This window comes from Mesorhizobium amorphae (assembly GCF_014843845.1).
GTDB classification, from domain to species: domain Bacteria; phylum Pseudomonadota; class Alphaproteobacteria; order Rhizobiales; family Rhizobiaceae; genus Mesorhizobium; species Mesorhizobium amorphae_A.
Genome location: NZ_JHQS01000007.1, coordinates 68,466 through 82,661, shown reverse-complemented (window position 1 = coordinate 82,661; position 14,196 = coordinate 68,466). Strand labels below are relative to the sequence as shown.

Here is a 14,196-nt window from a genome sequence, read left to right as displayed (position 1 = left end):
TGTCAGGAGGATTGGGCAGGCATGGCGAAAAGACGGGGGCCTTGCCCGGCTCAGCCGCGCAGCGCCGCCATCGCGGCAGCGTGCAACTCGGGTGTTGCAGCCGCCAGGATATCTCCGCCTTTTTCCGCCGGTCCGCCGTCGAAGGTGGTGACGACGCCGCCGGCCTTTTCGATGATCGGGATCAGCGCCACGATGTCGTAGGGCTTCAGCCCGGGATCGGCGACGATGTCGACGCTTCCCGCCGCGACCATGGCGAAGGCATAGCAATCGGTGCCGTAGCGGGCGAGCTGGACCCGCTTTTCGAACTGGTCGTAGCGGGTGCGCGCCTCGCCCTTGAACAGTGCCGGCGTGGTGGTGAACAGCGTCGCTTTGCTGAGCTCCGTCGTCTTGCGCGTCGCAAGCTTGCGCGGCCCGCCCGGCCCCTCATAGTGGGACCCGGAGGCGTTGGCGTAGAACAGCTCGCCGGTGAAGGGCTGCGACATCAGGCCGGCGACGGCATCGCCGTCGACCGTGAACCCGACCAACGTTCCCCAGACCGGCAGGCCGGAGATGAAGGCGCGCGTGCCATCGATCGGATCGATCACCCAGACATGCCTGCTGGAGATGTTCTCGCTGCCATGCTCCTCGCCCAAAATGCCATGATCGGGATATTCCGCCGATATCAGCGCCCGGATCACCCGCTCGGCCTCACGGTCGGCCTCGGTGACCGGGTCGAAGCCGCCCGCCTCCTTGTTGGCGACGGCGCCTCGGCTACGGAAGCGCGGCAACGTCTCGGCGGCGGCGGCATCCGCGATGCGCCGCATGAAATCGATGCTAATGTCCAACTGATTCTCCCGCGTTGCAGCATGTCGTCATTGCCGGTGATTTCGCGCCGGAGCAAGGGCTTGGGAGCCCTCCGGCGTCACGAGCACTGTTGCCCGAATGTCACGCAAGCGTCATCGAAACGCAATTTCCACTTCATAGTGAATTAAAAAAGCCGCAAGTCGGTTGACATTTGTGCAGCGCACAATAGATTTGTTCTCGGACAGGTTTTCCTGTCCATGCCCTCCTTGGGCGTTTCCTCCCTAGACTTCGACCGTGTCGTGCAAACGATGCGGTCTTTTTTTGGCCGCGACACCGGCGCGCGGCGTTGACCTGTGCTGCCTGGTGCCAAACCTATTCGGCGGCGAGCGGCAGGTCGATGAAATGGTGATCCGGCATCGCCATCAGGTCGGCCGAGAACCGCGCCAAATCGTCGGCAAGCGCATCGAAGCCAGCGGATTTCTGGAACGTCCGCTCATTCATGTAAAGCCCGCGATTGACCTCGATCTGCAGCGCGTGGAGATGGCGCGCAGGCCGGCCGTAATGCTCGGTGATGAAGCCGCCGGCATAGGGCTTGTTGTGGGCGACGGTATAGCCCATGCCGGTAAGCAGACCGATCGCCGTCTCGGTCAAGGCGGCCGTGGCGGAGATGCCGAACCGGTCGCCTATGATGAAGTCCGGCCGCACCCCATTGTCGCCGACCCTGATGCTGGCGGGCATCGAATGGCAGTCGATCAGCACGGCATACCCGAACCGCGCATGGGTCCTGGTCAAAAGCCGCTTCAGCGTCTCGTGATAGGGTTTGTAGACGGTCTCGATACGCGCCACGGCCTCGGCCAGCGGCAGGCGGCCGGAATAGATGTCGAGCCCCTCCCCCACCAGCTTCGGCACGGTGCCAAGTCCTCCCGCCACCCGCGCCGAGCGGATGTTGCAGAAGGACGGCACCGGTTCGGCGAACATGCGCGGGTCAAGTTCCCAGGGCTCTCGATTGACGTCGAGATAGGCGCGCGGGAAATTCGCCGCCAGCATCGGCGCGCCAAGCGCTACGGCGCCGCCGAACAGTTCCTCGACATAGCAATCCTCGGACCGGCGGATGGCGTTGCGGTCGAGCCGCGCCATGGCCAGGAAGCGGTCGGGATAGTAGCGACCGCTGTGCGGCGAGTTGAAGAGGAAGGGAACGCGCTGCTCGGCGCCCGATCGGATTTCGAAGGGTGGAACGACCGAAAAATCCTCGGCTGCCGTCTTCAAATTGAGCGAACCCGGAAACAGCACTGCATCATGATTTGAAAGTGCCATCTCGCCAGCCGCATGTCCAGCATTTCAGCACCCTCACAGCCAGCCAAAGTCAGGATAATGCCGCCATCGTTCACTTGATGTTTACCGTCACCTCCTCATATACAGGATGGTTAACGGGCTTGCCCGGCGCCAATGTCGGGGCGGGTGATTCGGACGGGATATGATGGCACGCATTCTGCTGGCGGAAGACGATGACGATATGCGCCGGTTCCTCGTCAAGGCGCTGGAGCGAGCCGGCTACCAGGTGAGCGATTTCGACAATGGCGCCAGCGCCTATGAGCGACTGCGCGAGGAGCCTTTCTCACTGCTGCTGACCGATATCGTCATGCCAGAGATGGACGGCATCGAGCTTGCCCGCCGCGCCACCGAGATCGATCCCGACCTCAAGGTCATGTTCATCACCGGTTTCGCCGCCGTTGCGCTCAATCCGGATTCAAAGGCCCCGAAGGACGCCAAGGTCCTGTCGAAGCCGTTCCACCTGCGCGACCTCGTCAACGAGGTCGAAAAGATGCTGCAGGCCGCCTGAAGCCCTTCCGGCTCGATCCCGGCGCCACCTCGGCGGCGCGACAAAACGAGCCTTTCTTTCCCTTTTCGACCTATTGACGCGCTGGATCAAAAGTGGTGTATGCGCGGCTTCGGATGGGCGTGTAGCTCAGCGGGAGAGCACTGCATTGACATTGCAGGGGTCACAGGTTCAATCCCTGTCACGCCCACCATCCTTTCAAAGATTTGCCGCTAGTCACCACTGTCTGGCACGGAAACTACCGGCCCAGTGCGGTTAGCAGTATGGCCAGCGCAATGCTCACGCCGGCGATCATTCCCGCCATCGAAGCTAATTCCACTGGCGCGCCAAGCCAAAGAAAGCTCCCGCAAACAAGGCCGAAGCAAATCGCGCAACACCAGAGATACCCCTTCGGATCGGAAAATGGTGGGAAGCTGCTCAGGAATCTGCGCACTTAGACCTCGGCCGCGCTTCTTCTGAAAGTCGACGTGATGATGGCCATATACCTTGTCCAGCGTCTCGGCCGGCATGCCGAGCGCTGCGAACTAGTTTTGCCCGTCGACTTCTGAAATGTCCAGCCAGTCAACGCCATCCCGCGAGATGATGATGCTGTTCGGGCTGTACCGTATGCTTTGCGACCCCGGCAAAGGGTCGTTGTGGACACTCCGCAAACCCATCCCGGCCTGAGCCGGGACAGGCACGGCGTGGTCAACTCATTGAGGTTCCGGATCGGGTGAAGGCGACTTGTCGCCGTTCCTGCCTTCCTTGCAAGGCGCGTCGCCGATGCCGCAGCATTTGGCATTGTGGGTGATACCGGGCTTTGTCTTGTCGCAATCTCTTGGTGCCGTCGTCTGACAGCCGGCCAGCACCGAGACGGCAATGGCGGCAAGCACGACGCTTCTTGATCGAATAAACATGGATGTTCTCCTTGATGAACCACGTTGTTGCGCAGCGCTTGGTCGCGCGCCGCGAGCGATTGGTTCAAAGGAACGAAAAAATAGTCTGCGGAACTTTTCTCGTTGCCCGAACAGGCAAGTGCACCGATAGCGCCAGAGGCCGAATTGAGCCGTGACGCACGACGTGCAAAAGGCTAGGAGACGACTGAAGGTTTGCAGGAGAGAAGCAGGAGATGGCGGCAATCGGATGGTCCATGATGACATGTGATCCCGATCGGCTCCGCCTGCTCCCTGGCGGACAGCCATGACCCCAGTTCCAGCCAAGCGACGGTCCACCTGGCAACGAATACTCCTCGAGCTCGAGCGGTCGAAAAAGCATCTCAAGTCGCCGCTCACGAGCCTTGGCGCGGTGCTGGTTTCGGCAAAACGCAGGTTCGAACACCGGCATGTCGTGAGGCTGCGCATAAAGGCGGCGCGTGACGGCTACGCGGCCTCGCCGATTTCGCGCGTGAAGGACAGCTTCATGCTTGTCCGTATCATCGGCAATGACCTCGAGCCGCGACACCGCAAGGGCCAGTCATACGACAACGCCCTGTTCATCCTGGACAACGAACCCGCCTTCCCGGACTGCGAGAAATTCTGGATCGTCAACCGGATAACGGACCCCGAGGAAGAGGCCCGCATCATCGGCCTGCTGGAAAGCCGGAACCAGAACTTCGACAGGATCCCTTTCGACCTCGATGCCTATCGGCAAATTCCCTGGAACATGGACGAACTGGCCACGGGCCTGTTCAGGTCTTCGGACAGCGTCCGATCGGCCGAGCCGAATGCCGCGCGTTATGAAACGCACATCCGGCGCGGCAAGAACCTCTATGTGATGAACAACAACGGCGCGCGCAACACGGCGCTTGAGATCGCCCGCGGGCGGGCCAAGTGGCTGATGCCGTGGGACGGCAACTGCTACCTGACAATGTCGGCCTACCAGCAGATCCGCGCGGCAACCGGAGAAAACCCGCATTTCCACTATGTCGTGGTGCCGATGGCGCGCATCGTCGACAACGCAGTTCTGCTCGACGCGGCCTTCAAGCCGCAGGCAAACGAAGAGCCGCAAATCATATTTCGAACCGATACGACCGAACTGTTCGACGAAAACTATCCCTATGGACGCCGGCCGAAGGTCGAAATGCTGTGGCGGCTTGGCGTTCCCGGGCAGTGGGACCGGTTCCGCGACGACCGGTGGGATTTCCCGCGTCGACCCCTCTCGCCCACCGCCGGGCTTTTCCAGAATGCCGGCTGGGTCGCGCGCCTGGATTCAGGGCGCTCGCATCTTGAAATCGGCAAGGCAGGCTTCCTCGCCCGCTGGACCAGCCGCGACGAGGCGATCGTCGACATGCTCGACCGCTGTGACGCCAGGGCGGTCTCTGCCAGGCTCGATCCGTCGCGCCTGGCCTTCTACGACGAGGACGCGCTCACCGCCGCGTCCGGAAACAAGAACGCCGATCTTCAGCGGCATTTGCGGATCTGCGCCGACCAGGCGCTGACCCGCGGTCCGTTCAGCGTGACGGATAAGACCGGCACCGCACCAAGCGGCGATCCGCACGACTATTTCCAGCCGGCGCCCTATTGGTGGCCCGATCCCGACAAGCCTGACGGACTTCCCTTTGTCGGGCGCGACGGCCAACGCGCACCCGGCACCACAATGTATGAAGCAGGCAGCGAAGCCTACGATCGTACGCGCCTGCAGCGATTGCTGGACGATACCACCGTGCTTGCCCTGGCGGCGACCGTGCTTGGCGAACAGCACTATGCCGGCCACGCCGCCGGGCTCATCCGCACATGGTTCATCGATCCCGCGACAAGAATGAACCCGCATATGCGCTACGCGCAGGTGCGGTTCGGTCACGACGACAACGAAGGCAAGGGGCAAGGTATCATCGAGCTCAAGGATCTCTATTTCTTCCTCGACGCGGTTCGTCTGATTGAACGTACAGGCGTGTTGGACGCAAGCGAAGGTGAAGCATTCAGATCCTGGCTTGGTTCATACCGCCAATGGCTGGACACGGCGCCGGCCGCGGTGGCGGCGTCCAAGCGCCTCAACAACCACGGTGTGTTCTTTGACCTGCAGCGGGCGTCGATCGCCGCATTTCTGGCGGAAAGCGCAACGCTGGCCGGCATCAGCCGTCGCGCCAGGGAGAGACTGACGGATCAGATCGCGCCCGACGGCTCGCTGCCGAGGGAATCGTCGCGCACCCGGCCCAGACACTACACACTGTTTACCTTGCAGGGCTGGACGACGCTGGCGCGCATCCTGTCCTCGGTCGGCGACGATCTTTGGCAGCATCGTGCTGGCGAAGGACAGGGACTGGTCCGTGCCCTGCGCTGGCTGGCGGCGAATATCGACAGCCATGACACCACGCCGATGGATGCGGTCGATCCGCACCGGCTTTGGCCGCTATTGCTCGATCTTGCGCGCCACGATCCCGAAGCAACGATCCCCAACGCCGAGGTGCAGACCGTCACGCCCGTCTTCCACCCGGACGAAGGCATCGCTCCGTTCTGGATGTGGAGGAGGGCCTAAGCAATTCCAGGAAAAGTGCGTAGCGGTTTTCCGTCCGGAATTGCGCAAAAACAAACAGTCAGACTCTTACAGCGGCTTTCCAGAGCCGCGACCGCAGCTTCGACAGGAGACGGCCGCCCAGACCGTCATCTCTCGTGGCGGCAATCAGCGCCGATCGAGGTTCAGACCGCGCCGAGGCGGACATCACCTTTCTCAACATGCTGGAGAAACCACGCATAGGTCTGTTCCAATCCACTGCGAAGCGGGTAGCCCGGACGCCAGCCCGTGGCAAACAGGCGCGACACATCCATCAGCTTGCGCGGCGTGCCGTCCGGCTTCGTCGGATCGAATGCGATCGCTACCTCCGAGCCGACGACGGATACGATGGTGCGGGCCAGGTCCGCAATGCTGACCTCCTGCCCCGAACCGACATTGACATGGCTGTCTCCGGCATAATTTTTCAGCAACCAGACCAGGGCGTCGGCGGCGTCGTCGACATGCAGGAACTCGCGCATCGGCGTGCCCGATCCCCAGACCTCCAGCGTCTTACTGCCGGTGCGCTTGGCTTCATGCGCCTTGCGCATCAATGCCGGCACGACGTGGCTGGTGGAGAGGTCGAAATTGTCGCCCGGACCATAAAGATTGGCCGGCATCGCCGAGATGTAATCGACGCCATACTGGCGGCGGTAGGCCTGGGCGAGTTTCAGCCCGGCGATCTTGGCGACCGCATACCATTCATTGGTCGGCTCGAGCGGGCCGGTCAGCAGCGCGTCTTCGCGGATCGGCTGCGACGCGAGCTTCGGATAGATGCAGGACGAGCCGAGAAACAGGAGTTTCTCCACTCCGTTGCGAAAGGCGGCCTCGATGACGTTGGTCTGCAGGACGAGATTTTCATGCAGAAAATCGACCGGGAACCTGTCATTGGCGAGGATGCCGCCGACCTTGGCCGCCGCCATCACCACCGCGTCCGGCCTGCGGTCGGCCATCCAGCGCCGCACGCCGGCCTGGTCGAGAAGTTCTAGCTGCTCACGCGGCACGGTCAGGACCTCGCAATCCTCGGCCGCCAGCCGGCGCACGATTGCCGAACCGACCATACCGCAATGTCCGGCGACAAAAACCCGCTTGCCCCGTAGCTCGAAACTCATCGCTGCATCCTATGACTGGTGGCCGTTGCGTCGGATGTCGTCGACGGAGCGGACCAGGTCGGCCTGCACCATTTCCGCAACCAGCTCCTTGAAGCCAATCGTGTGCGACCAGCCAAGCCTGGCCCGCGCCTTGGATGCGTCGCCGACAAGGATCTCGACCTCCGTCGGCCTGAAGTAGCGCGGGTCGATGCGCACCCGCACGGCGCCCGAACCGGCATCCACACCGACTTCGTCGACGCCTTGGCCTTGCCAGCGAATGGTGCGTCCGGTCTCGGAAAAAGCCAGTTCGACGAACTCGCGCACGGAGTGCATCTCGCCCGTCGCCAGCACGAAGTCATCGGCCTCGCTATGCTGCAGGATGCGCCACATGCCTTCGACATAGTCGCGCGCATGGCCCCAGTCGCGCCTGGCGTCGATATTTCCGAGATAGAGCGTGTCCTGCAGCCCGCGATGGATCGCGGCGACGGCGCGCGTGATCTTGCGGGTGACGAAGGTTTCGCCGCGCGTCGGGCTCTCATGGTTGAACAGGATGCCGTTGGCGGCAAACATGCCATAAGCCTCGCGGTAGTTGACCGTGATCCAGTAGGCGTAGAGCTTGGCCGCCGCATAGGGCGAGCGCGGATAGAAGGGCGTGGTCTCGTTTTGCGGGGTTTCGGCAACCTTACCGTAAAGCTCCGATGTCGACGCCTGATAGAAACGCACCGACTTTTCGAGGCCAAGGATGCGGATCGCCTCCAGCAGCCTGAGCGTGCCGAGCGCATCGGCATTGCCGGTGTATTCCGGTGTCTCGAAACTCACCTGGACATGGCTCTGGGCGCCGAGATTGTAGATTTCACCCGGCTTCGTCTCCTGCACCAGGCGGATCAAATTGGTCGAGTCGGTCAGATCGCCATAGTGCAGGAAGAAACGGGCGCCATGCTCATGCGGATCGACATAGATGTCGTCGACGCGCTCTGTATTGAAGGAAGAAGAACGGCGTTTGACGCCATGCACGACATATCCCTTCTGCAGCAGCAACTGTGCCAGATAGGCGCCGTCCTGGCCGGTCACGCCGGTGATCAAAGCTACTTTGTCGGTCATGCCCTGCTCGTCCCTCCCATGGGCCATAGCGAATACAGATTTGCCCAAGCAAGGCAAATCGGAACATCGGCCAAGGGGAGAGACGAAGCCGGTGTGCTCAGGCGCCTGCGACGGCGCAGAGGTGCTTCATCCTGGCGACGGCAAGCTCCGGGTCGGCCAGCAACCCGGCCCGATCGGCGAGCCGGAAGACATCGGCATAGTGAAGGATGCCGCGCGCCGATTGCATGCCGCCGACCATTGAGAAATGGTCCTGGTGGCCGTTCAGCCAGGCCATGAAGACGATGCCGGCCTTGTAATATTCGGTCGGTGCTTCGAAGATTTTTCGCGACAGCGGCACGGTCGGAGCCATCAGCGCGTCGTAGCCGGCATGATCGCCATCGGCGAGCTTCGCCAGCGCGGCATTGGCGACCGGCGCGATGGCGTCGAAGATGCCGAGCAGCGCGTGTGAATGTCTCCTGCCGTCGCCGGCGATCAGCTCTGGATAGTTGAAATCGTCGCCGGTGAACATCACGACGCCTTCCGGCAGCCGGTCGCGCAGCAACACCTCCTTGCCGGCATCGAGCAGCGATATTTTTATGCCCTCGACCTTGCCGGCATGCCGCTCGATGATGGCGACGACCGTGTCGAGCGCCGCCTCAAAATCGTTGCTGCCCCAATAGCCTTTCAGTGCCGGATCGAACATGTCGCCCAGCCAGTGCAGGATGACCTTGCCGGAGGCCTGTGAGAGGATGCGGTCGTAGACGCGGGCATAGTCGTCCGGTCCGTTCGCGACGGCCGCCAGCGCGCGGCTGGCCATCATGATGGCCTTGCCGCCCTCGCCTTCGATGAAGGCGAACTGCTCCTCATAGGCGCGGATTACATCGTCGAGCGTATTTGCGGCTGCAGGTGCCAGATGGTCGGTGCCGGCGCCCGAAGCGAGGTCGGCACCCGGCACCGTGCGCGCCTCGGCGATCGAACGCCGGATCAATTCCTTCGCGCTTGCCCAGTCGAAACCCATGCCGCGCTGCGAGGTGTCCATCGCCTCGGCGATGCGGAAGCCGAGCGCCCACAGATGATGGCGGAACGCCATCGTCCTGTCCCAGTCGACGACGGGTTGCGACCACGGATCGGTCATCGCCAGAGGATCTGCAACGACATGGGCCGCGGCATAGGCGATGCGCGAAAACCGCGCGTCGGCCACTGTCTGCACCGGCAGGCCGACCAGCCGGTAGCTGGCGCGACGACCGCCCTCTTCGGGCAAGGTGATGTCCATGAAACTCTCCCTTTGTCGCGCCTATAAATGGAACGTTCCAATAAATCAAGGACCTTTATGATTCTCCTACCCAGCGCAACCGGATGCTGCATCGCAACACAGGAACCCTTGTCCGGAGGGGCATTTCAATGGGATTCGATCAATTTTTCGCAAGCGAGAAAAATCCGGATTGACTCCTATTCCCGATGATGATTAGAACGTTCCAATAAATTCGACCAAAAATATCGGGAGGACGCATCTGGATGGCCAGCCGGGCCAAGGCGACGATACTCGACATTGCCCGCGAGGCGGGCGTGTCCAAATCGACGGTATCGCTCGTGCTCCAGGGCAGCGGACTGATCCGGCCTGAAACCGCGGTCAAAGTGCGCAAGGCGATCGAGGATGTCGGCTATGTCTACAACCGCGGCGCCGCCAATCTGCGCAAGGCCCACTCCAATGTCATCGGCATGGTCATCAACGATCTCACCAACCCTTTCTTCGCCGAACTGGCGGTCGGCATGGAGCGTGTCTTCCAGTCGGCCGGCATCGTGCCCTTCATCGCCAACACGGCGGAGAACCCGGTGCGCCAGGAGGAAGTGCTGAAATCGCTGATGGAACAGGGCGTCGCCGGGCTGATCGTGTCGCCGGCGCGCGGCACCGCGCCGGGCGCTTTCCGCCGCCTGGAGACGGCTGGTCTTCCTGTCGTCTTCGCCATGCGCCGCTTGCCCGAAAGCCGCATCCCCGTGATCGCACCCGACAATCATCGCGGCGCCTGGCTCGCCACCGCCCATCTAGTCGGCAAGGGCCATCGCCGGCTGGCCTTCTTCGGCGGCTCCTCCGACCTAGTGGTCTATCACGAGCGTCTCGGCGGCTTCCGCGAGGCCTGCGAGACGCTCGGCATCGCGACGAGCGACAGGCTGATCTTCGAAGGCGAGACCAGCCGCAAGGGCGGCATCGCCTGCATGGAGACGGCGCTCGCCATGGCCGAACCGCCGACGGCGGCGCTGTGCTTCAATGACGCGGTCGCCTTCGGCGCCATGCTGGCGCTGCGCAAGCGCGGGCTTGAGCCGGGTGCGGATTTTGCCGTCGTCGGCTTCGACGACGTCGCCGAGGCCGAGCATTACATGCCGGCGCTGACCAGCGTCGCGGTCGACTCGGCAGGCCTCGGCGAGCGCGCCGCCCATGTCATGCTGAAGATGATCCAGTCGCGCACCACGCGCGCCGAGGATCATATCGGCGCGGTCAATCTCGTGGTCAGGGACAGCTGCGGTCCCGATCGCCGCGCAGGAATGGGAGACGCGGCATGAGCGTCAGATGGGGTCTGATCGGCGCCAGCACGATCGCCAGGCAATTCATGATCGACGCCATCCGTGCCCAGGCCGATGGCGAGATCGTTGCAGTGATGAGCTCCAGCCAGGAGCGCGCCGCGGCCTATGCCGGCGAGAACGGAATTCCGGTCGCGGTGTCGACACTCGACGCACTGCTCAATGCCGACATCGACGCCGTCTACATCTCGACCACCAACGAATTGCACCTCGAACAGGCGCTGGCAGCGATCAAGGCGGGCAAGCATGTGCTGTGCGAGAAGCCGCTGGCGCTGAGCAGCGCCGATGCCCGCAAGATGGTCGCCGCCGCCAAGGCGGCGGGCGTCGTGCTCGGCACCAACCACCATCTGCGCAATGCCGGCGCGCACCGGGCCATGCGCGAAGCGATCGCCGCCGGCCGCATCGGCAAGCCGATCGCCGCGCGCGTTTTTCACTCTGTCTATCTGCCGGAGAACCTTCAAGGCTGGCGCATCACCAGGCCCGAGGCGGGCGGCGGCGTGGTGCTCGACATCACCGTGCACGACGCCGACACGCTGCGCTTCGTGCTCGGCGACGATCCGGTCGAGATCTCCGCCTTTACGCAATCGGCAGGCATGGCCGGCAGCGGTCTGGAGGACGGCGCGATGTGCATCTGGCGCTTCAAGTCGGGCGTCATTGCCCAGTCGCATGAGGGCTTCACGACCAAATTCGCCGGCATCGGCTTCGAGGTGCATGGCTCGGATGGCTCACTTTTCGCCAGCAACGTCATGACCCAGAAGCCGGTCGGCTCGGTGCTGCTGCGCACCGCAAAAGGCGAGGAAGAATTGAGCTTCGATCGCGAGGATCTCTACACGAGGTCGCTGCGCCGGTTCCATGCCGCCATCCACGGCGACGGCCAGCCATCCGCGACGGGTGAAGACGGCGTCTGGTCGCTGACGTCGGCCGAGGCAGCGTTGCAGTCCGCGAAAACAGGCAAGGCGGTCGCAATCGACCCGAAGCTCGGGAGTGCAAGTTGAGCAAGGTCGTTTCCGCCGCGCAAGCTGCCGGCTTGATCAAAGACGGCATGGTCGTTTCCGTCTCATCGTCGAGCGGCCTCGGCTGCCCGGACGCAGTACTTGCCGCCATCGGCGAGCGCTTCGACAGCGAAGGCCATCCGCAGAACATCACCACGCTGCACCCGATCGCCGCCGGCGACATGTACGGCATCAAGGGCATCGATCACCTCGCCAAGCCCGGCCTGCTGAAGCGCACCTTGTGCGGCTCCTACCCGTCCGGCCCGTCGTCGTCCGAGCCGCCGCAGATCTGGAAGATGATTGGCGAAAATTCCGTCGCCGCCTACAACGTACCGTCAGGCATATTGTTCGACATGCACCGCGAGGCCGCCGCCAAGCGGCCGGGCGTGCTCACCAAGGTCGGTCTCGACACCTTCGCCGACCCGCGCCACCAGGGCTGCGCCATGAACGCCGCCGCCAGCGAGCCGATCGTTTCGATAGAGCAGTTCGACGGCGAGGAATGGCTCTATTTCCGCGCGATCGTTCCCCAGGTCTCGATCATCCGCGCCACCACGGCTGACGAGCGCGGCAACCTCACCTATGAGCATGAGGGCGCCTATCTCGGTGGCCTCGAGCAGGCTTTGGCCGCCCGCAACAATGGCGGCATCGTCATCGCGCAGGTCAAGCGCGTCGTCGAGAACGGCACGCTGAAGCCGCATGACGTGCGCGTGCCCGGCGTGCTGGTCGACCACATCGTGGTTGCGCCCGACCAATTGCAGACGACACTGACGCCCTACGACCCGGCGATCTCGGGTGAGATCTTCCGGCCGCTGTCGACCTTCCGCAATGCCGAGATGAACGTCCAGAAGGTCATCGCGCGCCGTGTCGCAATGGAGTTGCGCGACGGCATGGCCGTCAACATCGGCTTCGGCATTTCGGCCAATGTGCCGCGCATCCTCCTCGAGGAAGGCCAGCACGGCAAGGTCACCTGGGTGATCGAACAGGGCGCGGTCGGCGGCGTGCCGCTGCTCGACTTCAAGTTCGGCTGCGCCTCCAATGCCGAGGCGATCATGCCCTCGCCGCACCAGTTCATCTATTTCCAGGCCGGTGGTTTCGATGCCTCGCTGCTGTCCTTCCTGCAGATCGACCGCCATGGCTCGGTCAACGTCTCGAAGCTGTCGGCAAGGCCGCATGTCACCGCCGGCGCCGGCGGTTTTGTGGACATTACTGCTCGCGCGAAAAAGATCGTCTTCTCCGGCTTCTTCAATGCCGGGGCCAAACTCTCGCTGGCCGATGGCGGCATCCGCATCGACCAGGAGGGCAAGGTCAAGAAGGTGGTCGACGAGGTCGAGCATATCTCGTTCTCGGGAAAACGCGCGGTCGCGCAGGGACAGGACATCACCTATGTCACCGAGCGCTGCGTGATGAAGCTGACGCCGGATGGGTTGATGGTGACGGAACTTGCACCCGGCATCGACCTGGAACGCGATGTGCTGGCGCAGGCCGAGATCCCGCTCGGCATCGCCAACGACCTCAAGGTGACACCGTCCGCACTCTATCAGGATCGGCCGATCGGCCTGTCGCTCAATGGCGGCGCCTCGCTCGGAGGCACGCATGGCTGAGCATCTTGTCACCTTCGAGCAGGACGGCGCCATCGGCATCGTCACGCTGCGTCGGCCGGAGAAATTCAACGCCCTCGATATCCCGATGCTGCGGGCGCTGGAAATGGCGATCGACGAGGCGGAGATGGCCGACGGCGTTCGCGTCGTGTTGCTGCGTGGCGAAGGCAAGGGCTTCTGTGCCGGCGGCGATGTCGAGGCCTGGGCACAGATGAGCGCCGCCGATTTCCAGGTGCAATGGGTCCGCTACGGCCACCGCGTCTTCGACCGGCTGGCGCGGCTCAGGCAGCCGACCATCGCGGTGCTGTCCGGCCATGCGCTGGGCGGTGGGCTGGAACTGGCGGTCGCCTGCGACTTCCGCGTCGCGGAAACGCAGGTGAAGCTTGGCTTCCCTGAGACTTCGATCGGCGTCGTTCCCGGCTGGTCCGGAACGCAGCGCGCCGTGCGCCGCTTCGGCGCGCAGACGGTGCGGCGCATGGCGCTCGGCGGCGAGGTTTTTCTCGCCTCTGACGCACTCGCTTTGGGCATTGTCGATAAGGTTGTCGAGACCGGCAAGGCATTCGATGCGGCGAAAACCTGGGGAGAAAAAATCGCCGAGCGCGGGCCGCTGGCAACTGAAGCCGCCAAGCTGATGGTCGCGGTCGCCGAAGGCGAGGAAAGCGCTGCCGCGACCGAAGCGCTGGCCAGCGGCTTCATCGCCCTGACCGGCGACCTCAAGGCCGGCGTTGGCGCCTTCAAGACCAAACAGAAGCCAGCCTTTTCGCGATCCTAGA

Annotated in this window: 12 protein-coding genes and 1 tRNA gene; 7 read left to right on the top strand and 6 right to left on the bottom strand. The window is 63.3% G+C overall.

Translation table 11 applies throughout. The features are described 5' to 3' along the window. Positions 1-50 precede the first annotated feature (50 nt). Both hisN and DH08_RS02935 read right to left on the bottom strand, forming a co-directional pair. On the bottom strand, positions 51-824 hold the full coding sequence (gene hisN / locus DH08_RS02940; RefSeq protein WP_192177815.1) for a histidinol-phosphatase: 774 nt from the start codon (positions 822-824) through the stop codon (positions 51-53). 331 nt (positions 825-1,155) lie between these two features. Continuing rightward, complete coding sequence (locus tag DH08_RS02935) at positions 1,156-2,097, bottom strand: N-formylglutamate amidohydrolase (RefSeq protein WP_192177814.1); 942 nt, start codon at positions 2,095-2,097, stop codon at positions 1,156-1,158. Positions 2,098-2,260: 163 nt separating this feature from the next. On the opposite strand from DH08_RS02935, the gene cpdR reads away from it, so the two are divergent. Together cpdR and DH08_RS02925 are read left to right on the top strand one after the other, a co-directional pair. Further along, positions 2,261-2,623, top strand: a complete 363-nt coding sequence (cpdR, locus tag DH08_RS02930; protein ID WP_006199474.1) for a cell cycle two-component system response regulator CpdR — start codon at positions 2,261-2,263, stop codon at positions 2,621-2,623. A 115-nt stretch (positions 2,624-2,738) separates the two neighbouring features. Continuing rightward, positions 2,739-2,813: transfer RNA gene (locus DH08_RS02925), tRNA-Val, on the top strand. A gap of 499 nt (positions 2,814-3,312) precedes the next feature. Here the strand turns inward: DH08_RS02925 and DH08_RS02920 are convergent. Then, a complete protein-coding gene (locus DH08_RS02920) occupies positions 3,313-3,516 on the bottom strand; it encodes a hypothetical protein (protein ID WP_192177813.1) in 204 nt (67 codons plus the stop codon). A gap of 283 nt (positions 3,517-3,799) precedes the next feature. Between DH08_RS02920 and DH08_RS02915 the strand changes: the two genes are divergently transcribed. Next, entirely contained in the window at positions 3,800-6,073 is a 2,274-nt protein-coding gene (locus DH08_RS02915; protein ID WP_192177812.1) for an alginate lyase family protein, read from the top strand. Positions 6,074-6,234: 161 nt separating this feature from the next. Here the strand turns inward: DH08_RS02915 and fcl are convergent, their stop codons facing one another. From fcl to DH08_RS02900, 3 genes are all read right to left on the bottom strand, one after another. Further along, the gene (fcl, locus tag DH08_RS02910) at positions 6,235-7,197 is read right to left on the bottom strand and encodes a GDP-L-fucose synthase (protein WP_192177811.1); all 963 of its coding nucleotides are present in this window, start codon (positions 7,195-7,197) and stop codon (positions 6,235-6,237) included. Positions 7,198-7,206: 9 nt separating this feature from the next. Beyond that, positions 7,207-8,277, bottom strand: coding sequence for a GDP-mannose 4,6-dehydratase (gmd, locus tag DH08_RS02905; RefSeq protein ID WP_192177810.1), 1,071 nt, complete (start codon positions 8,275-8,277; stop codon positions 7,207-7,209). Positions 8,278-8,374: 97 nt separating this feature from the next. Further along, entirely contained in the window at positions 8,375-9,529 is a 1,155-nt protein-coding gene (locus DH08_RS02900) for a dihydrodipicolinate synthase family protein (protein WP_192177809.1), read from the bottom strand. Between the two features lie 242 nt (positions 9,530-9,771). On the opposite strand from DH08_RS02900, the gene DH08_RS02895 reads away from it, so the two are divergent. Genes DH08_RS02895 through DH08_RS02880 form a run of 4 tightly spaced genes read left to right on the top strand, consistent with a single transcriptional unit; the run spans position 9,772 to position 14,195 of the window. Beyond that, positions 9,772-10,815: a LacI family DNA-binding transcriptional regulator gene (locus tag DH08_RS02895; RefSeq protein ID WP_192177808.1), complete on the top strand. Its 1,044-nt coding sequence runs from the start codon at positions 9,772-9,774 to the stop codon at positions 10,813-10,815. Then, positions 10,812-11,828 carry a Gfo/Idh/MocA family protein gene (locus DH08_RS02890; RefSeq protein WP_192177807.1) on the top strand — a complete coding sequence of 339 codons (1,017 nt, stop codon included), beginning with the start codon at positions 10,812-10,814 and terminating at the stop codon, positions 11,826-11,828. Before DH08_RS02895 ends, DH08_RS02890 begins: the two co-directional genes overlap by 4 nt. Continuing rightward, positions 11,825-13,426: an acyl CoA:acetate/3-ketoacid CoA transferase gene (locus DH08_RS02885; RefSeq protein ID WP_192177806.1), complete on the top strand. Its 1,602-nt coding sequence runs from the start codon at positions 11,825-11,827 to the stop codon at positions 13,424-13,426. Before DH08_RS02890 ends, DH08_RS02885 begins: the two co-directional genes overlap by 4 nt. Next, positions 13,419-14,195 (top strand): enoyl-CoA hydratase/isomerase family protein, encoded by a 777-nt coding sequence (locus DH08_RS02880; RefSeq protein ID WP_192177805.1) that lies wholly within the window; start codon positions 13,419-13,421, stop codon positions 14,193-14,195. Before DH08_RS02885 ends, DH08_RS02880 begins: the two co-directional genes overlap by 8 nt. Position 14,196 lies beyond the last annotated feature (1 nt).